Annotated in this window: 16 protein-coding genes; 7 read left to right on the forward strand and 9 right to left on the reverse strand. The window is 66.8% G+C overall.

Going from position 1 to position 18,157, the window contains the following annotated elements:
- On the forward strand, positions 1 to 123 hold a 123-nt coding region (locus DIE03_RS37615), incomplete at its 5' end, for a transposase (RefSeq protein ID WP_143329487.1).
- Between the two features lie 59 nt (positions 124 to 182).
- On the opposite strand, the gene DIE03_RS37620 is transcribed toward DIE03_RS37615, so the two are convergent.
- The 3 genes from DIE03_RS37620 to DIE03_RS37630 form a co-directional block, all read right to left on the reverse strand.
- Complete coding sequence (locus DIE03_RS37620) at positions 183 to 725, reverse strand: hypothetical protein (protein WP_124457090.1); 543 nt, start codon at positions 723 to 725, stop codon at positions 183 to 185.
- Between the two features lie 417 nt (positions 726 to 1,142).
- Positions 1,143 to 3,128: a gamma-glutamyltransferase family protein gene (locus DIE03_RS37625; protein WP_124457091.1), complete on the reverse strand. Its 1,986-nt coding sequence runs from the start codon at positions 3,126 to 3,128 to the stop codon at positions 1,143 to 1,145.
- 218 nt (positions 3,129 to 3,346) lie between these two features.
- Complete coding sequence (locus DIE03_RS37630; protein ID WP_124457092.1) at positions 3,347 to 4,303, reverse strand: LysR family transcriptional regulator; 957 nt, start codon at positions 4,301 to 4,303, stop codon at positions 3,347 to 3,349.
- Positions 4,304 to 4,405: 102 nt separating this feature from the next.
- On the opposite strand from DIE03_RS37630, the gene DIE03_RS37635 reads away from it, so the two are divergent.
- The 3 genes from DIE03_RS37635 to DIE03_RS37645 all read left to right on the forward strand — a co-directional run bounded on the left by DIE03_RS37635 (position 4,406) and on the right by DIE03_RS37645 (position 7,979).
- Complete coding sequence (locus DIE03_RS37635) at positions 4,406 to 5,530, forward strand: aryl-sulfate sulfotransferase (RefSeq protein ID WP_124457093.1); 1,125 nt, start codon at positions 4,406 to 4,408, stop codon at positions 5,528 to 5,530.
- 57 nt (positions 5,531 to 5,587) lie between these two features.
- Positions 5,588 to 6,943, forward strand: a complete 1,356-nt coding sequence (locus DIE03_RS37640) for a uracil-xanthine permease family protein (RefSeq protein WP_124457094.1) — start codon at positions 5,588 to 5,590, stop codon at positions 6,941 to 6,943.
- 97 nt (positions 6,944 to 7,040) lie between these two features.
- On the forward strand, positions 7,041 to 7,979 hold the full coding sequence (locus tag DIE03_RS37645; RefSeq protein WP_124457095.1) for a site-specific integrase: 939 nt from the start codon (positions 7,041 to 7,043) through the stop codon (positions 7,977 to 7,979).
- Positions 7,980 to 8,006: 27 nt separating this feature from the next.
- Here DIE03_RS37645 and DIE03_RS37650 read toward each other — a convergent pair whose 3' ends face one another.
- From DIE03_RS37650 to DIE03_RS37660, 3 genes are all read right to left on the reverse strand, one after another.
- Positions 8,007 to 8,486: an RES family NAD+ phosphorylase gene (locus DIE03_RS37650; protein WP_124457096.1), complete on the reverse strand. Its 480-nt coding sequence runs from the start codon at positions 8,484 to 8,486 to the stop codon at positions 8,007 to 8,009.
- Positions 8,483 to 8,938, reverse strand: coding sequence for an antitoxin Xre/MbcA/ParS toxin-binding domain-containing protein (locus tag DIE03_RS37655; protein WP_006480981.1), 456 nt, complete (start codon positions 8,936 to 8,938; stop codon positions 8,483 to 8,485). Before DIE03_RS37655 ends, DIE03_RS37650 begins: the two co-directional genes overlap by 4 nt.
- A gap of 555 nt (positions 8,939 to 9,493) precedes the next feature.
- Complete coding sequence (locus DIE03_RS37660) at positions 9,494 to 10,135, reverse strand: HD domain-containing protein (RefSeq protein ID WP_124457097.1); 642 nt, start codon at positions 10,133 to 10,135, stop codon at positions 9,494 to 9,496.
- Between the two features lie 215 nt (positions 10,136 to 10,350).
- Between DIE03_RS37660 and DIE03_RS37665 the strand changes: the two genes are divergently transcribed.
- From DIE03_RS37665 to DIE03_RS37675, 3 genes are all read left to right on the forward strand, one after another.
- The gene (locus tag DIE03_RS37665; RefSeq protein ID WP_124457098.1) at positions 10,351 to 11,316 is read left to right on the forward strand and encodes a GlxA family transcriptional regulator; all 966 of its coding nucleotides are present in this window, start codon (positions 10,351 to 10,353) and stop codon (positions 11,314 to 11,316) included.
- A 329-nt stretch (positions 11,317 to 11,645) separates the two neighbouring features.
- A complete protein-coding gene (locus DIE03_RS37670; protein WP_260435025.1) occupies positions 11,646 to 11,957 on the forward strand; it encodes a DUF4148 domain-containing protein in 312 nt (103 codons plus the stop codon).
- A gap of 288 nt (positions 11,958 to 12,245) precedes the next feature.
- Positions 12,246 to 12,959, forward strand: a complete 714-nt coding sequence (locus DIE03_RS37675) for a dienelactone hydrolase family protein (protein ID WP_124457100.1) — start codon at positions 12,246 to 12,248, stop codon at positions 12,957 to 12,959.
- 131 nt (positions 12,960 to 13,090) lie between these two features.
- Here the strand turns inward: DIE03_RS37675 and DIE03_RS37680 are convergent, their stop codons facing one another.
- The 3 genes from DIE03_RS37680 to DIE03_RS37690 all read right to left on the reverse strand — a co-directional run.
- A complete protein-coding gene (locus tag DIE03_RS37680) occupies positions 13,091 to 14,590 on the reverse strand; it encodes an efflux transporter outer membrane subunit (protein WP_124457101.1) in 1,500 nt (499 codons plus the stop codon).
- Between the two features lie 2 nt (positions 14,591 to 14,592).
- Positions 14,593 to 17,784 (reverse strand): efflux RND transporter permease subunit, encoded by a 3,192-nt coding sequence (locus tag DIE03_RS37685; protein ID WP_124457102.1) that lies wholly within the window; start codon positions 17,782 to 17,784, stop codon positions 14,593 to 14,595.
- A gap of 15 nt (positions 17,785 to 17,799) precedes the next feature.
- Positions 17,800 to 18,157 (reverse strand): HlyD family secretion protein (locus DIE03_RS37690; protein WP_409364444.1); only part of this gene is annotated, 358 nt, incomplete at its 5' end.

The following is an 18,157-nucleotide window of genomic DNA, read 5'->3' on the forward strand; positions in this document are numbered from 1 at the left end:
ACCAGTGTCGTCGAGGGCATCAACAACACCATCAAGGTCATCAAGCGTCGGGCTTACGGGTACCGCGACGAGGAATATTTCTTCCTCAAAATCCGTGCCGCGTTCCCCGGTAATCCGCGATGAACCCAAAAAAAGCCCGGCCCGCATCAATGCGGGCCGGGCCTTGACGGAATGCGTGCTGCTTACAGCGCGCCGCCTTGCGCCGACGCCGAACCCTTCACGCCGACCGATGCGCCGCCCTGCACTGCGTTCGTCGTGCCTTCGAGCGCCTCGCCGGCCTTCGCCTTCGCGCCGCCTGCAACATCGCCTGCCGTCGACATCGCGCCTTGCGCGTGGCTCTTCGCCGAACCCGCGACGTGCTTCACGTGCGACTTCGTCGAGTGGACGGCCGATGCCGCCGCATCCTTCGCCGTGCCCGCTGCCGAACCGACTGCCTGCGTCGCGCCGCCGACCGCATTGCCGGCTGCCGAGCCGACGCCGCCAACCGTCTTGCCGACACCGTTCAGCGCGCCGCCGACGACGTTGCCTGCGCCCGAACCCGAGCCCACCGCGTCCGCGCCGGCACCAGCCTGCACGCCCACGCCGCCGCCGAGCAGCGGCGTCTGGACCTGTGCGCCGACGCCGGCAGAACCCTGTGCGCCGGTCTGGGCCGTCTGTGCAAATGCAGCCGAAGTGGCCATCGCCGTCAGAGCGGCACCCAGCAGAATCGTACGAATCTTGTTCATGGTCATTCTCCAAAGACGTTGTTGCTGCGGGCCGCCTTCGTGCGGCTTGTCGCATGCCTTGCCGCGAAGTGCGGCAGGTGGAGCTAATGTAGCCGCGCCGATGCGCAAAACGATTGAATTGCGGGGACTGTTACTTCGGTTGCAAATGCTGACGATTGACTCACACTGTTTGACAATCGGGGGCTTGCGGCGGGACGGCCAACGTATTTGCCGGCGAACGGGTGCGGGCGCCGCGATGGTGATTCGCCCGATCGTCGCGTATCGGACGATCCGGCAGGCGAATCCGCCGGCTGAGAAGCCAAGCGATTTCATCAGCATTCCGAAGGATGCGCGTTGCCTGGCCATCCAAGCGGCCTCGCCATGAAACACGGCCCCGACTGCCTGTCGGCAGACCGGGGCCGTGCGCGTTCCTCCCGATTACGGCCGGAACGTATCGCCGAGCACGACACCTTCGCGACGCGGATCGGTGCCGCCCTGCAACGCCGGCGACTGGCCGACCGTCACGCGCATCACCGTATTGACGCCGCTCGCCTGCGCGGACGTCGACACCTTGTGCCCGAGCGCGAGCAGCCCCGTGATCAGCGGATCGTTCGCACCGTTGTTCGCCGTGTTGACGTTCGGATGCTCGCCGCCGATCGTGGTCGTCGGGCTGTTGCTCGCGCCGAAATCGACGAGCCCCGCGGACTGCTGCGCGTCGAGCCCCCAGTCGAGCGCGCCGACGAGCGTCTTGACCACGTATTGCGGAATCGTGCCGCCGCCCGGCGAACCGGTCGCCATCACGAAGTCGCCGCGCGAGCCGTCGGCGGCCTGCCCGAACACGATCGTCGGTGCCATCGAGCTGCGCGGCCGCTTGCCCGGCTGCAGCCGGTTCGCCACCGGATTGCCGGACGTGTCGACCGGGTTCGCGGAGAAGTCGGTCAGCTGGTTGTTCAGCAGGAAGCCGTTGGTCATGTGGAACGAACCCATGCTCGACTCGACCGTCGTCGTCGCGCTCAGCACGTTGCCGTCACCGTCGACGATCGTGAACTGGTTCGTGCCGTGCTCGATCAGCGTCGTGTCGACACCGAGCGGCACCGCGCCGAGATTTCCCGGCTGCGCGGTGCCCATGCTCCTGGTCGTGTCGATCAGCGCCGCGCGCGATTTCAGGTACGGCTTGTTCAGCAGCGTGTCCCACGTGCCGCCCGGCAGCGGCACGAAATCCGTATCGGCCACGTACTTGTCGCGGTCGGCATAGGCGAGCCGCTCGGCTTCGGTGACGAGGTGCACGCCCGCGACGGTCGGCTTGCCGCCTTCGAGATCGATCGCGGTCGGCTTCAGCGGCTTCAGGTCGAAGTTCTCGAGAATGCCGAGCGCCGACGCGACCGCGATGCCGCCGGACGACGGCGGCGGCATCCCGCACACCCAGTAGCTGCGATAGGTCGTGCACACGGGTTCGCGGCGCTTCGCCCGATACGCGGCGAGATCCGCGACGGTCGTCTTGCCCGGCGTGAGCGTCGAGCCGTCGGCGCCCTTCGTCACCGCGATCTTCGCGACGATGTCCTGCGCGATCTGCCCGGTGTACAGCGCATTGGCGCCCGACTGCGCCATCAGCGTCAGCGTATGCGCGTAGGCAGGATTCTTCAGCACGGTGCCGAGCGTCTTCGGTGAACCGTCGGCGTTCAGGAAGTACGCGGCGGCCTCGGGGTCGCGCTTCAGGTTCGTGGCGTTCGCCGCGATCGCGTCGGCAAGCCGGCCGCCGATCGGGAAGCCGTTGGTCGCGAGCGTGATCGCATCGCCGAACAGGTTCTGCCACGGCAGGCGGCCGTGATCCTGCTGCAGCGCCTCGATGAGCCGCGGCACGCCGATCGTGCCGATCGAGCGGCCGCTCGCGCGCGCGTTCGGCAGCGGCGCCGAATGGTCGGTCGTGTCGTCGACGTAGCGCAGGTAGTTCTCCGTCGCCGCGGCCGGCGCGGTTTCGCGGCCGTCGTAGGCCTGCAGCGTCTTGCCGCGCGCATCGTAGTAGAGCAGCACGCCGCCCGATCCGAGGCCCGTCGCCTCGGGCACCGTCAGGCCGAGCACGGCCTGCACGGCAACGGCCGCATCGGCGGCCGTGCCGCCTTTCTTCAGCACCGCGCAGCCGGCCGCGCTCGCGTACGCATTCGACGTGGCCACCAGGTAGGTCTTCGCATGGACGGGCTTCATCCCGGTGCGATAGCCCGACGACGCTTCCGGCAGCGACGGATCGCCCGGCTGGTTCGAACCGACCACGACCGTCGCGCCGCTGTTGTCGACCGCGAGGCAGCTCGCGTCGGTGGAAGGTGTCGTGGCGGGGCCCGCGTCGCGCTCGACGTCGCCGCCGCATGCGGTCAGCAGCGCAGCCGCGAGCAACATGGATGCATACGGAAAAATCGCTGTTCTGTTCATTGTCTGTCGATGTTCTTCTGGCTCGTTGCGATGGGCATCACGCTGCATGCGCCCCCCTCGGTGCATGGGCAACACGTTCGATAGTCCCATGAACAAAATTTCTTCCGCAACAGGGAAGTGACGTCATATAGCCGGACGTTGCGTGCGCAACGTCGCCCAGTCGGTCTGCGGGTTCGCTTGTTGCACCGCATCGCAATCGAACCGTGCGACCGGCGTCGCTAGCTTGCCGTCCGGCGCCGCTTGCCGGACGCCTTGCCGTCAGGCGCGAAGCCGTGCTCCATCGCTTCGATCGCCTCGGAAAAGAACGACAGAAACATCGTCATCGCGACGGTCGCGCTCATGTCCGCGCGCTGGTAGATGCAGCTGAACGAACGCGCGCCCGCATCGGCGAGCGGCGTCCACGCGAGCCGGCCGGCGGCGACGTCGTCCGCGACGTTCTCGGCGATCAGGAAGCCGACGCCCGCGCCCTCGGCCGCGAGACGCCGCACCATCGACACCGAGGCCGTCTCGACCAGCGGCCGCGCGTTGCGCGGCTGTCGCGCATCGATCTGGTCGAACATCGCGCGCAGCTCCGTGTCGGGTGTCATCAGGATCAGCGGATGGGCGAAGCAGTCGCGCATCCGCACCTTGCCGCCGGGCGACGCCAGCGGATGGCCCGGTGCCGTGACGACACCCAGCGGCTGCGCGAATGCGCGCACCTCGACGACGCCCGCTGCCGTGCGCCGGCGCAGCGCATAACCGATGTCGACCTCGCCCGTCTCGACCCAGCGCACGATGCTCTCGCCGTTCCCCGAGCGCACGCTGTACGTGACGCCCGGGTAGCGCTGCAGCGCGGCGAGGATCGCGTCGGGCACGAGCTTCTCGGCCGTCGATGCGGGCACGGCCAGGTTCACGTGCCCGCGCCGCAGCGCGCGCAAGTCCTCGACCTGCGTCAGCGCGTTGTCGAAGTCGCGCTGGCCGCGCCGCACGGCGGCGATCACGATCTCGCCGGCAAGCGTCAGCTGCATGCCGCGCGGCAGCCGGTCGAACAGCGGCACGCCGACCTGCTCCTCGAGATTGCGGATCTGCTGGTGCACCGCCGCGGCGGTCAGGTGCAGCGCGTCGGCCGCCTTGCGAATCGAGCCGCGTCGTGCAACTTCGTCGAAACAGCGGAATGTCTGCGATATCGAACGCATGAGGGTACCGTTAGATTTTTCCGAACAGGCCGTCAAGAATAATCCGATTTTACTGACCGGCCGGATCGTCTAGATTCCGCTGCATTCCCGTATTCGATTCGAATGGAGACCGCAGTGACCACTGTCGACCAGATTACCCAGCGCCGCCGCGGCGTCGGCCTCATCGCCCACGATCCCGCACTGTCCGCGGGCGGCTATACGCTCATCGCGCCGCAGACGGCCGACGGCAACGTCTATCTCGTCGGCATCGACGGCGAAGTCGTCCATCAGTGGAAAATGCCGGTGCGCCCCGGCCGTCACGCGGTCATCCTTGCGAACGGCAACCTCGGCTACAACGGCAACCATCCGCACTCCGAATCGCGCTACGCGCCGTGGTCGATGTGGCACGGCGGCGACTTCTACGAGGTCACGCCGCAAGGCGAGACGGTGTGGCGCTACGAGGATCCCGCGCATCACCACGATGCGCAGTGGCTGCCGAACGGCAACCTGCTCTACGCCGCGTGCGAGCCGGTCGATGCCGCGTTCGCGCAGCGCGTGCCGGGCGGTACGGCGCATGGCGACGACGAGGTGATGGTTGCGGACGTGATCCGCGAAGTGAACCGCGCCGGACAGATCGTGTGGGAATGGCACGCGCGCGAGCACCTGCGGCCCGAGGATTATCCGATCGCGGCAGGCTTCGGCCGCTATCACTGGCCGCTCGTCAACGGTCTCGCGGTCGATGCGAACGGCCGCGTGCTGATGAGCCTGCGCACGACGTCGGGGATCATCGGCGTGAACCGCGAAACCGGCCATGTCGACCTGCGGATCGGGCCGGACGTCGTGTCGCACCAGCATGCGCCGGTGCCGCTCGCGAACGGCAACATCCTCGCGTTCGACAACGGCAATTTCCGCCATGGCGCGCACGTCGCGTTCTCGCGCGTCGTCGAGATCGATCCCGCGACGCAGCGCGTCGTCTGGTCGTATTCGGACGACGTCGTGAACCTGTTCTATACACCGTTCATGGGCAACGCGCAGCGCTTGCCGAACGGCAACACGCACGTCACCGAATCGTCGACGGGCCGGCTGTTCGAAGTGACGCCGGCCGGCGAAGTCGTGTGGGAGTACATCATTCCGTGGTTCGCCGAATACCCGGACGAAGCCGCGCGCAAGACGGGCCCCGGCCAGCTGAACAGCGTGTTCCAGACGTTCCGCTACAGCGCCGCGCAACTGCCCTGGCTGCGGACCTGACGCGCCGTTCGCCGCTGCATTCCATCATCGTCGCCGTTCGCTTCCGAGGGGCCTGCCGTGTCGCACGATCCGATCTCCCCGCCCGTCGATGCCCGGCTGCCCGCGTGGCAGCTCGCGCTGTTCGGGCTGCAGCACGTGCTGTCGATGGCCGCGTCGCCGATCACTGCCGTCTTCCTCATCGCGAAAATCCTCGCGCTGCCGGCCGACCTGACGGTCCAGCTGATCGGCGCGACGTTCTTCGCGTGCGGCATCGGCACGCTGGTGCAATCGCTCGGCGCCGGCCCGATCGGCGCGCGCATGCCGTTCGTGATGGTGCCCGGCGGCGCACCGACGATGCTGTTCGCCGGCATCGCCGCGCAGTCGGGCCTGCCAACCGCCGCCGGCGCGGCGTTGCTCGCCAGCGCGTTCTACTGGGTGCTGCTGCCCGTGTTCACGCGCTGCCTGCGGCTCTTTCCGCGCATCGTCGTCGGCGCGATGCTGTTGCTCGTGTCGATCAACCTGATCCGGATCTACGCGACGATCGTCGTCGGCCAGCCCGGCTCGGCCGACTTCGCGCAACCGCGCGCGCTGGGCCTCGCGCTCGCGACGATCGTCGCCACCGTCGTCGTCGCAGGCGCGTTCCGCGGCACGCTCGGCCGCCTCGCGGTGCTGATCGGGTTGATGGCCGGCGCAACGCTCGGCTGGGCACTCGACGCGACGCCGGCGCTCGCCGGCGTATGGCAAGGCCCGTGGTTCACGCATCCGGCGTGGCTGCCGTTCGGGATGCCGCGCTTCGACGTGCTGGCCGCGCTGCCGTTGCTGATCTTCACCGCGATCTCGATGGCCGAGGCCACCGCGCAGACGGTTGCGGTCGGCGAAACGTGCGGCAAGGCGATCTCGCTGGCGCGCGACGTGCCGAAGACGATACGCGGCGATGCGCTGGCGTCGCTGGCCGGCGCGCTGTTCGGCACGCCGCTGATCGTGACCAGTGCCGAGAACATCGGCGTCGTGCAGACGACCGGCGTGCGCTCGCGCTACGTGACGGCCGCCGCCGGCGCGATCCTGATCGTCATTGCGCTGTTCGCGCCGCTCGCGCGCCTCGCGTATGCGATTCCGGCGGCCGTGGTCGGCGGCACTGCGCTGGTCGTGTTCGCGATGATCGGCGTGATGGGCATCCGGCTGCTCGCCAGCGTCGACCTGCACGCGCGCGCCAACCAGTACACGCTCGCGGCCGCGCTGGTGGTCGGCCTCGCGCCGATCCTGGTGCCGAACCTGTATCGCCATTTCGGTGCGCCCATGCAGATCGTGCTCGGCAACGGCATGGCGGCCGGGACGCTCGCGGCCATCGCCACGCAACTGGCATTCGCCGCGCTCGCGCGGCTGAGCGGACAGGCGCATGCGGGCGTGACGCCGGCATCTTCAAGCGACGCGTAACGGCGCGCTAGCGGGCAGCGCACTGACACGCCGGTGGCGTCGCGCCCCGGACGTCGGGACGATTGCCTGCGTCACGGTGTCCGGCTATAAATCGTGGATGGACACGAATCGCTGGATTCACGACCCCGTCGGCGCGTTTCGCACGTGGCAGGAAACCGCCGCGACCGGTGCCGGCCGCCGGCCGTTCGCGCCGCGCTCGGTCGTGCAGCACGTCGCGATGTTCGAGCGATTCCTGCGCCACCTGATCGCACACCGTGTGTCGCTGGCCACGTTCGGGCCCGACCACGTCGCGGCCTTCCTGGCGGAGCTCGACCGTACCTGCGCGCCCGGCACGTCGACGCGCGTGCGCTATGCGAAGCTGATCGACCGGCTGGGCCGGCATCTGGTCGACACCGGCGTGCGGACGATCCACCCGGCCGGCCGCACGACGCGCGATCTCGCGTGGCCGGACGGCGAACCGGAACCGTGCTACCTGCCGCCCGACGCCGACGCGGCGCTGCAGCGCCATGTCCAGCCTCGACCGGACGACTCGCCCACCGACTGCAGGAATCGCGCGATCGTCGCGCTGCTGCTTGCAAGCGGCATCACGTCGGCCGAGATTCGTGCGATGCGCTGCGACGCGCCCGATCTCGACGCGCAACCGCCGGCGTTGTCCGTGCCGCGCGACCGTGCACGGCCGGCACGCCGGATCGAACTTGCCGGGTTCGCGCGGGCACCGCTCGCCGCATGGCGCGCACGTTCGGCGGATGCGGCGGCATCGACGTTGCTGTTCCCCGCACCACGCGGCGGTGGCACGATGAACGACATGTTCCTGCTGCTGGTGGTGCGTGACGCGCTCAACGCGATCGGCTTCCATGCGGCGGACATGAGCCCGCGCGTGTTGCGCAACACGTATGCGCGCCGGCAGTTGCTCGCCGGCCATGCGCATGCCGAGGTCAGTGCAATGCTCGGTCTCGTCAGCACGCGAACGGTCACGCGCATCCGGCAGACGCTGCCGCCGGCATCGGCCGCGGATCGCGCTGCGCACGAGCGCTGACCAGCGAGCCCTTTCGCTTCCTGTTCGCTATGCGCCCGGCTTCGACTGGACCAGGCGCAGGATCCGCGTGTCGTACGGCGACTGCATGACTTCCGCGATGCGGATGTCGGACGCGGCCGGATGCAGCGGATTCAACAGGAAGTTGTGCGCGTGCGGCACGACGACGCTCGGCACGCGCAGCAGCGCGCTCGGCTGCGTGTGCAGCCATTCGGTGCCGGCGCTGCGGGTCCAGTCGATGTTCGTCTGCCAGTCGTCCGGTGCATCGCCTTCCGCGATTTCGGCGACATCCACCGAATCGGGCACGTCGATTCGCAGCAACTGGTAGCCGCTCGGCAATTGCGCAACGGTGGCGATTTCGAAATGAACGAGCGTCTCGAGCAGCGCAAGCGCGGGATGTTCGGCGAGATACACGACAGGCTGCCCGGCAAAATGCCAGCGGCCGCCGGCCCGCAACCCGCCGATGCCTTTCAGATCGGCGTAATTGCTGATCCGCCACAGCGTCGTCAAGCGAAGTACCCCTCGTCGATCTGCGTGAGGGCTTCTTCGACGAGCCGCGCGCCGTGCTCGGTGCTCGCCATGTCGAGCGACGTGCGGCCGCCGAAGCGCTGCAGCCCGTTGCGCAGCCACGCCATCGCCTTGTCCTGGTCGCCGAACGTGGCCGTCGCCTGCGCGACGATGCGCGCGAGGCGGATCGCCTTGTCGGATTCCTCCGGCGACAGGCGTTCGTGCGCCTGGCGACGATGGCTCAGCGTGCGGCGTGGAATGATGAAGGCCAGTTCGTCCGATTTCAGCCCGCGCTCCGACAGCCGGTCGATCACCGACACGTCGACGCGCGCGCTCGCCAGCTCGGCGAGATCCGCGCCCGAACGGACACGGATCGCCAGTAGCTGCTCGAGAATCGTGAATTCGGCCTGGCGCGGATGCGCGACACCCGAAGGATGAAAAGCAATGGTGCTCATGACCTCTCTCCGGCAATTTGCCCATTCATTATAGGCGTTTTGCCGGACACTTGTGGACGCGGAGTGGAATGAGCCGCTACGGCCCGTCGGGCGGGGTTACCCGAGCGGTCGAATGCTCCCTTCTGTCTGGCAGCCGGTTATGGTGACCGCGAATCGAAGATTCGCCTTGAAGGGGTATGGCCATCATTCAGTATATAAAATCAACCCAAATGTCTTATGGTTGTCACGTAACAACTCATTTACTGATTCAATTCGCACCACTCGGCGCGGCCACTTACCGACCGTCACGACGGACACACATCGGCGTCTTCTCGTACCGGACGCGCATCCGGCAGGGCAATGCACGCACTCCCATAGGCGGCTACCCTGCCACCTGCAACGCAGCCTGCGCCGCAACGCGCGGTTTATTTCGCCTCGACCGCCCAGCCTCGCCAACGCGGCCGCGATGCTTACCCCATAAGCCGGATCGGTCTCGTGAATAGTGAGTGAATCGAGATTCGCGTTGCATGCACGACCCCGTTCAGTGCCGGGAGCCGTGCGCGATGCCGGGAGCGATCAGCCGGCCCACGCGGACGACCGGATCACGCGACAGAAATTGCCGGCGTGGAAATGCGGATCCTTGTCCGCGATCACGTCGGCCTTCACGTTGCCGAATGTCGTACCAGGCTTGTGCTTGATCCCGTCATAGAACGCCTGAATGATGTCTTCCTTGAAGTGCGGCGTCCGCGGATGCGCACGCACGATGGCCTCACGCTCGACGTCGCTGTATTCCGGATACGTGAGACCCAGCACATCCATCTCGACGCCCGCGGTGACGAGCGCGATCACCGGATGCATGTGCTGTGGAATGCCGGGCGTGGTGTGCAGCGCGATCGAGGTCCACACGACGTCGATATCCCGCTGCGAGATGCCCTTGCCTTTCAGGAAATCACGGGCGGCATTGGCGCCGTCCACTTCGAAGCGCTCGCATGCGCTGCTGTGCTTGTGCGTGAGCCCCATGTCGTGAAACATGCAGCCGCAGTAGAGCAGTTCGGGATCGTACGTAAGCCCGCGACGCTGGCCTGCCAGCGCCGCGAAATAGTAGACGCGGCTCGAATGATGAAACAGCAGCGGCGACGCGGTATCGCGAACGAGCTCCGTGATCTCGCGCGTCATCTGGCTATCGGGAATGGTGATGCCTGCAACGTTCTCAGTCATGATCGACCTCCTTGAAAACACCCCCTGATTCTCCGGAGCCCGATAGTTGTCTTCAATAGACGTACTACGTCGATTCCTGCCATTTCGCGCGACGGACGGACACGATGCCCGCGTGACCGAAAAGACCGCGCAAACAGCCTCCGACATCCCGCCCGATGCGCCATCGGTACCTCTATACTGCTACGCGTCACGTTCGACACAGCACGCATCCGATCATGCCGAAGGTCGTGGGAATTTTTGCCGTTCCGGGCGTTCAACTGCTCGATGTCTCCGCACCGCTCGACGTGTTCGCGCAGGCGAACGCCGAATGCGGGAAGCCGTTCTATACGTTGCGGATCATCGCGAGCGAATCCGGTCCGATCCGCAGTTCGTCCGGTGCACAGCTGCTACCCGACTGGATCGTTCCCGACATCCCGGAGCGCATCGACACGCTGCTGGTTGCCGGCGCGCCGAGCGCGGGCCGCGTCACGCCGCGCACCGATGTCCTCGCGTGGCTCCGATCGGCGGCCGTGCAAAGCAAACGCTACGGCTCGATCTGCACCGGCGCGTTCATCCTCGCCGCCACCGGCCTGCTGAAAGGGCGCCACCTGACCACGCACTGGGCCGCAGCCGATGCGCTGGCCGACGCCTATCCGTCGCTCACCGTCGATGCCGATGCGCTGTACGTGCGCGACGGCAAGCTGCGTACGGGCGCCGGCGTCACGGCCGGGCTCGATCTCGCGCTCGCGCTGGTCGAGGAGGATCTCGGCCGCGAGATCGCACGGCGTGTCGCCGCGCAACTGGTGATGTTCTTCAAGCGTCCGGGCGGCCAGCTCCAGTTCAGCCGCAAGGGCGAGGCGCGCCCCGCCGGGCGCTCCGTACTGCAGGAGGTACAGCGCTGGATCGCGGCGAATCCGGAGCTCGAGCATTCGGTGGCCGGCCTGGCGAAGCATGCGGGCATGAGCCCGCGCCACTTCGCACGGCTGTTCCGCGCGGAAGTCGGCTTGACGCCGGCCGCGTGGGTCGAGGCGACCCGCATCTCGGCGGCCCGCGAGTTGCTCGAGAACGGCCACGACACGCCGAAGCAGGTCGCCGCGAAATGCGGCTTCGCGAATGTCGATACGCTCAGGCGGTCGTTCACCCGGCACGTCGGGATCACGCCGGCCGAGTACCGGAAACGACAGGCGGTGCCTGTCGAGTGATTCGGCAACGCATCGACGATGCCGACCGCGTCATTCACATATTTCGGAATGCGATGTAATCGAGCGTCGCACGGAGGGCAGGCGGTGCGGCGGCATCGAGCCGCGTCGGGCCGGATCAGAAGTCCTCACTAGCGCGTACCGACAGGCGGGCCAGCCGTCCGCCTTGCCCGCAATCGTCAGACGAACCCGCCGCTCACGCGGATCGTATACCCAGTTGCAATAATGATTCACTGGAACGCGTATTTCCGACCGGTAACGCGATCGCTACGATGCAATCAACCGCTGAACGCAACGAGCGAAGCGAGAAATCAATGAAACCGGAGGTCACCATGAAGTCGTTCATCACCGCTGTCGTCGCCGCAACCGCCCTGTCCGCCTCGTACGGCGCATTCGCTCAATCGAACCCGTCGGGCCAGCTGACGCGCGCCCAGGTCCGTGCGGAACTCGTCCAGCTCGAACAGGCCGGCTACAAGCCCGAAGTCTCCGATCAGTATTACCCGCGCGCACTGCAAACCGCCCAGGCTCGCGTGACGAACGCCGATGAAGCCGGCTACGGCGCGCAAGCTGCCGCAGGCGTGCGTGCCGGCCGCGCGGTCGCGGTCAAGCAGGAAGGCCGAGACTCGATCTATTTCGGCCAGTAAGCCGGACCCGCGCCCGCGTATTCCGATACGCGCCGCTCCCGCAACACCCCGCTCCCGTTCATCGGCGCGGGGTGTTTGCTTTTCGGTCGCCTGCTCCGTGCGCCGATCGCATGCGGTGCAGCACCGTTCACGCAGACAGCCGGTGTTTGCGCATAGAATGGCCGCGTGGTCGGCGCCGGCCGACTCGAACGCGAGCGGAACCCCGGCGCCCGGCATGCCCGATCGTCGTCGTGCCCGCTGGCCGGCCCGATGCCGCACTCAGCGCATTTTTCGAAAAGGAGCGGTTTCATGTCTCAAACATCCGGTTCCATGATCACGTTTCGCCGTCCGGACGGCCAGGAACTGCAGGGCTATCTCGCCACGCCGGCAAAGACCGAAGGCGCACCTGCCGTCGTCGTCATCCAGGAATGGTGGGGGCTGAACGACCAGATCCGCGGCGTCGCGGATCGTCTCGCGCGCTGCGGCTACTTCGCACTCGTGCCCGACCTGTATCGCGGCAAGTCGACGGTCGAGGAAGAAGAAGCGCATCACCTGATGACCGGCCTCGATTTCGGCGATGCCGCATCGCAGGACATTCCCGGCGCCGTCACGTATCTCAAGACGCAGGCCTCGCGTGTCGCAATCACGGGCTACTGCATGGGCGGTGCGCTCACGCTGCTGTCGCTGCAGTACGCCGACGCGGACGCGGGCGTCACGTGGTACGGCTTCCCGCCGCTCGACTACATCGATCCGGCGAAGCTCAAGGTGCCGCTGCTGGGCCACTGGGGCACGCAGGATGCATTCTTCGCGATCGACCAGGTCGACGCGCTGGAAAAGAAGCTGACCGATGCGAAGGTCGGTTTCGAATTCCATCGCTATCTCGCGCATCACGCGTTCGCGAACGAAACGGCTGTCGGCCCCGGCCGCATCGCGGGCACTCAGTTCGATCCGGTGTGGTCGCAGATCGCGTGGGATCGCACGCTCACGTTCCTCGGCCGCACGCTGTGGACGAAGCAGGGCTGACGTAGCGTCGCTTTCCTCCTGGATAGCACCGCAAAGGAAAACGCCACGGACCTTCGTCCGTGGCGTTTCCGTTTCCGCGTGCAGCGGGTCGAAGGACCCGCGCGTCAGACCGCGCCTGCCCTTCTCTGCGCTTACCCGTTCGTCGCCGACGCCGCCTTGTCGTAGTCGACCGGTGCATCCGGCGCGCGCGGCGTTTCGCCGGCACGCTGGATCCATCCGCCGCCCAAGGCGCGATACAGGTCGACCAGATTCGTCCAGCGCGCCAGACGCGCGCTGATCAGCGTCTGCTGCGCCGAATACAGGTCCGTCTGCGCAGTCAGCACCGACAGGTAGCTGTCGACGCCGTTCTTGTAGCGCAGGTCCGACAGGTCGAAACGTCGCTGCTGCGCGTGCTCGTTGCGCTCCAGCGCCGCGATCTGCTGGTCGTACGTGCCGCGTGCGGCCAGACCATCCGCCACTTCGCGGAACGCCGACTGGATCGCCTTCTCGTAGTTGGCGATCTCGATACGCTTCTGCACATGCGCGAGGTTCAGGTTCGCGATGTTCTGGCCGCCTTCGAAGATCGGCATCGTGATCTGCGGCGCGAACGACCATGCGGCCGTGCCGGCCTTGAACAGCCCGCCGAGCGTCGGGCTGCCGGTGCCGAACGCGCCAGTCAGCGAGATCTTCGGGAAGAACGCCGCACGGGCCGCACCGATGTTCGCGTTCGCGGCCAGCAGCGTCTGCTCGGCCTGCATCACGTCGGGGCGACGCGTCAGCAGATCCGACGGCAACCCGGCCGGCACGTCCGTCAGCAGGTTCTGCGCGTCGAGCGGCATGCCCGCCGGCAGATCGTCCGGCAGCGGCTCGCCGATCAGCAGCACCAGTGCGTTCAGCGCCTGCGCACGCGCACGGGCCTGCGCCTGCTGGTTCGCGAGCGCCGTCTCGACCACCGTCTGCGCCTGGCGCAACTCGAGCTCGGAGCCCGTACCGTTGTCGAACTGCAGCTTGGTCAGGTCGTACGACGCCTGAGCGGACTTCAGCGTGTCCTCCGTGACCTTCAGCAGGTCGTCGGTCGACAGCAGCGTCAGGTATTGATCGGCCACCTGCGACACCAGCGAGATCTCCGACGCCTGCCGCGCATACGACGTCGACAGGTACTGCGCGAGCGCTTGATCCTTCAGGCTCTGCACGCGGCCGAACAGGTCGAGCTCCCACGACGCCGACAGCCCGACGTTGTAGGTGCGCGAGATCAACGGCCGGCCCGTCTGCGATACACCGGCCGGGAAACGCTGGATGTCGCCCGTGCCCGTACCGTCGAGCGTCGGGAACAACCCTGCGCGCGTGATCTGGTACTGCGCGCGCGCCGCCTCGATGTTCAGCACCGACACGCGCAGGTCGCGGTTGTTCTTCAGCGCGATCTCGATCAGCCGCTGCAGGCGCGGATCGACGAAGAATTCGCGCCAGCCGATGGCGGCCGCCGCCTGGCTGTTCGCGCTGCGCGCGCCGGCAGCGCCCGGCTGCGTCGCATAGACGCCGCCGGCCGGGTACGCCTGCGCGACGGGTGCATCGGGGCGCGTGTAATGCGGCGCCATCGTGCAGCCCGCGGCAAAGAGCGCGACCGCGATTGCAGTCAAAGCATGTTTTTGCATCGTTACTGCCCCTTCGAATCGTGTGCGTCGTCGTGACCGCGCTGCAGGTCAGCCTGCACGAGGCGCCATGCGTCGTCGACGTTTTCCGTCTCGCCGCTGAAGATCGCGCGAACCCGCACGAAGAACATCGGGATCATGAAGATCGCGAGGAACGTCGCCGTGATCATCCCGCCGATCACGCCGGTACCGATCGCGTGCTGGCTGGCCGAACCCGCGCCGTTGCTGATCGCGAGCGGCAGCACGCCGAGCATGAATGCGAGCGACGTCATCAGGATCGGACGCAACCGCAGGCGCGCCGCCTCGATCGCCGCGCGCACCGGCCCCATGTTCCCGGCCGCCTGCAGATCGCGCGCAAACTCGACGATCAGGATCGCGTTCTTCGCGGACAGGCCCACGGTCGTCAGCAGGCCGACCTGGAAGAACACGTCGTTCTCGAGGCCGCGCAACATCGTCGCGAGCAGCGCGCCCACCACGCCGAGCGGCACGACCATGATCACCGAGAACGGAATCGACCAGCTTTCATACAGTGCCGCCAGACACAGGAACACGACGAGGATCGAGATCGCGTACAGGATCGGCGCCTGGGAACCGGACTGGATTTCCTGGAACGACAGGCCCGTCCACGAGTAGCCGATGCCTTCCGGCAGCTTGTTCGCGAGCGTTTCCATCGCGGCCATCGCCTGGCCGGTCGACTTGCCCTCCGCGGCCTGGCCCTGGATCTCGATCGACGACACGCCGTTGTAGCGCTCGAGCTTCGGCGAGCCGTAGATCCAGTGGCCGCTCGAGAACGCGCTGAACGGCACCATCCCGCCCGAACTGTTGCGCACGTACCAGATGTTCATGTCCTCCGGCGTCATCCGGAACGGCGCGTCCGACTGCACGTAGACCTTCTTGATCCGGCCGTCGGTATCGAGGAAGTTGTTCACGTACTGCGACGCCCACGCGATCGAGAACGTCTGGTCGATCGCCGCAGCCGTCACGCCGAGCGCATTCGCCTTCTCTCGATCGATGTCGACCTTGTACTGCGGCGTGTCGTTCAGGCCGTTCGGACGCACGAGCGCGAGCGCGGGATCCTTCGCGGCCATCCCGAGCAACTGGCCGCGCGCGGCCATCAACGCCTCGTGGCCGAGACCGGCGTTGTCCGTCAGCTCGAAGTCGAAGCCGGCGGCCGTGCCGAGTTCGGGAATCGACGGCGGGTTGAACGGAATCACCATCCCGTCCTTGTACGTCGAATAGTGCGCGAAGGTCCGGCCGATCAGCGCCTGCACCTTCTGGTCCGAACGCTGGCGCTGCTCGTACGGTTTCAGCTTCACGAACACGAGGCCCGCGTTCTGGCCGCGGCCCGCAAAGCTGAAGCCGTTGACCGTGAACACCGAGTCCACCACATCCTTCTCCGCGGTCGTCAGGTACGTGTTGATGTTGTCGAGCGTCTTGCCGGTCGTCTCTTGCGTCGAGCCTGACGGCGTCTGCACGATCATGAACATGTAGCCCTGGTCTTCATCGGGCAGGAACGACTTCGGCAGGCGCGTGAACATCACGCCGACCGCGATGAACACGGCCAGGTAGATCACGAGCCAGCGGCCCGAGCGGCGGATCACGTGGTTCACGCCACCCGTGTAGCGATCGCGACTGCGATCGAAAGTCCGGTTGAACCAGCCGAAGAAGCCCTTCTTCTCTTCGTGATGCCCTTGCGGGATCGGCTTGAGGATCGTCGCGCACAGCGCCGGCGTCAGAATCAACGCGACCAGCACCGACAGCACCATCGCCGACACGATCGTCAGCGAGAACTGGCGATAGATCGCGCCGACCGAGCCGCCGGAAAACGCCACCGGCACGAACACCGCCGACAGCACGAGTGCCACGCCGACGAGTGCGCCGGTGATCTGCCCCATCGCCTTGCGGGTCGCCTCCTTCGGCGACAGCCCCTCTTCGGCCATCACGCGCTCGACGTTCTCGACCACCACGATCGCGTCGTCGACCAGCAGGCCGATCGCGAGCACGAGGCCGAACATCGACAGCGTGTTGATCGAGAAGCCAGCGACACCCATGATCGCGAACGTGCCGAGCAGCACGACCGGCACCGCGATCGTCGGGATGATCGTCGCCCGCAGGTTCTGCAGGAACAGGTACATCACGAGGAACACGAGCACGATGCCCTCGATCAGTGTCTTGACCACTTCCTCGATCGACAGGCGCACGAACGGCGTCGTGTCGTACGGGTAGTGGACGACCAGACCGTGCGGGAAGTACTTCGACAGCTCGTCGATCTTGGCCCGCAGCGCCGTCGCGGTCGCCAGCGCGTTCGCACCGGTCGCGAGCTGGATACCGAGGCCGGCCGTCGGCTGCCCCATGTACTTCGTGTCGAACGTGTAGTTTTCCGAACCCAGCGCCGCGCGGCCGACGTCCTTCAGCCGGACCTGCGAGCCGTCCTGGTTGACCTTCAGCAGGATGTTGCCGAACTGCTCGGGCGTGCGCAGCAGCGTCGATTCGGTGATCGTCGCCTGCAGCATCGTGCCCGGCTTCGCCGGCGTGCCGCCGATCTGGCCGCCCGCGATCTGCACGTTCTGCTGCGTGATCGCAGTCGATACGTCGATCGGCGTGAGGCCGTAGTTGGTCAGGCGGGTCGGGTCGAGCCAGATCCGCATCGAGAACTGCGAACCGAGCAGCAGCGTCTGGCCGACGCCGTTCACGCGGCTCAGCGGATCGAGCACGTGCGAGGCCACGTAGTTCGTCAGGTCCTCCTTCGACATCCGGCCGTCCTCGGAGTTGAACGCGAACCACATCAGCCAGTTGCTGCTCGACTTCGTGACCTGCATGCCGAGCTGCTGCACGACCTGCGGCAGGTTCGGTGTCGCGAGCGACAGCTTGTTCTGCACCTGCACCTGCGCGACGTCCGGATTCGTGCCCGGCGAGAAGGTCAGCGTGATCGTCGCGTTGCCCGAATCGTCGCTGGTCGACGACATGTACAGGAAGTTGTCGAGACCGCTCATCTGCTGCTCGATCACCTGTGTCACCGTGTCTTCCACCGTCTTCGCGGAAGCGCCCGGATAGTTCGCCTGGATCTGGATCGTCGGCGGTGCGATCGTCGGATACTGCGCGATCGGCATCTTGAAGATCGATGCGACGCCGGCCAGCATCAGCACGATCGCGATCACCCACGCGAAGATCGGGCGATCGATAAAGAACTTGGCCATGAAACGGACTCCCGGTTATTGCGCGGCCGACGCGGCGGCCGAACTCGCAGCAGCATTGGCGGCGGTACTCGCCGGCGCGGCGTTTGACGGTGTAGCGGAAGCGGCATCCGGCGCCGGTGCGAGCTGCGCCGCGACGGTCTTCACGGTCGCACCCGGACGCACCTTGTCGACGCCCTGCACGATCACGTGATCGCCCGCTTGCAGACCGCCTTCGACGATCCAGTCCTGACCGTACGTGCCGGTCGTCGTCAACGGACGCATCTCGACCTTGTTGGCCGCGGTCACGACCAGTGCGGTCGCCTGCCCCTTCTGGTCATGCGTGACGCCGATCTGCGGCACCAGGAACGCGTTCTCGTTCACGCCTTCCTCGATC

This window comes from Burkholderia sp. Bp8992, assembly GCF_003853705.1.
In the GTDB taxonomy this organism is placed as follows: domain Bacteria; phylum Pseudomonadota; class Gammaproteobacteria; order Burkholderiales; family Burkholderiaceae; genus Burkholderia.

Coding starts and splice junctions, on each gene's coding strand:
- DIE03_RS37620 (WP_124457090.1), bottom strand. CDS start 725: ATGAACAAGATTCGTACGATTCTGCTGGGTGCCGCTCTGACGGCGATG.
- DIE03_RS37625 (WP_124457091.1), bottom strand. CDS start 3,128: ATGAACAGAACAGCGATTTTTCCGTATGCATCCATGTTGCTCGCGGCT.
- DIE03_RS37630 (WP_124457092.1), bottom strand. CDS start 4,303: ATGCGTTCGATATCGCAGACATTCCGCTGTTTCGACGAAGTTGCACGA.
- DIE03_RS37635 (WP_124457093.1), top strand. CDS start 4,406: ATGGAGACCGCAGTGACCACTGTCGACCAGATTACCCAGCGCCGCCGC.
- DIE03_RS37645 (WP_124457095.1), top strand. CDS start 7,041: ATGGACACGAATCGCTGGATTCACGACCCCGTCGGCGCGTTTCGCACG.
- DIE03_RS37655 (WP_006480981.1), bottom strand. CDS start 8,938: ATGAGCACCATTGCTTTTCATCCTTCGGGTGTCGCGCATCCGCGCCAG.
- DIE03_RS37660 (WP_124457097.1), bottom strand. CDS start 10,135: ATGACTGAGAACGTTGCAGGCATCACCATTCCCGATAGCCAGATGACG.
- DIE03_RS37665 (WP_124457098.1), top strand. CDS start 10,351: ATGCCGAAGGTCGTGGGAATTTTTGCCGTTCCGGGCGTTCAACTGCTC.
- DIE03_RS37670 (WP_260435025.1), top strand. CDS start 11,646: ATGAAGTCGTTCATCACCGCTGTCGTCGCCGCAACCGCCCTGTCCGCC.
- DIE03_RS37675 (WP_124457100.1), top strand. CDS start 12,246: ATGTCTCAAACATCCGGTTCCATGATCACGTTTCGCCGTCCGGACGGC.
- DIE03_RS37680 (WP_124457101.1), bottom strand. CDS start 14,590: ATGCAAAAACATGCTTTGACTGCAATCGCGGTCGCGCTCTTTGCCGCG.
- DIE03_RS37685 (WP_124457102.1), bottom strand. CDS start 17,784: ATGGCCAAGTTCTTTATCGATCGCCCGATCTTCGCGTGGGTGATCGCG.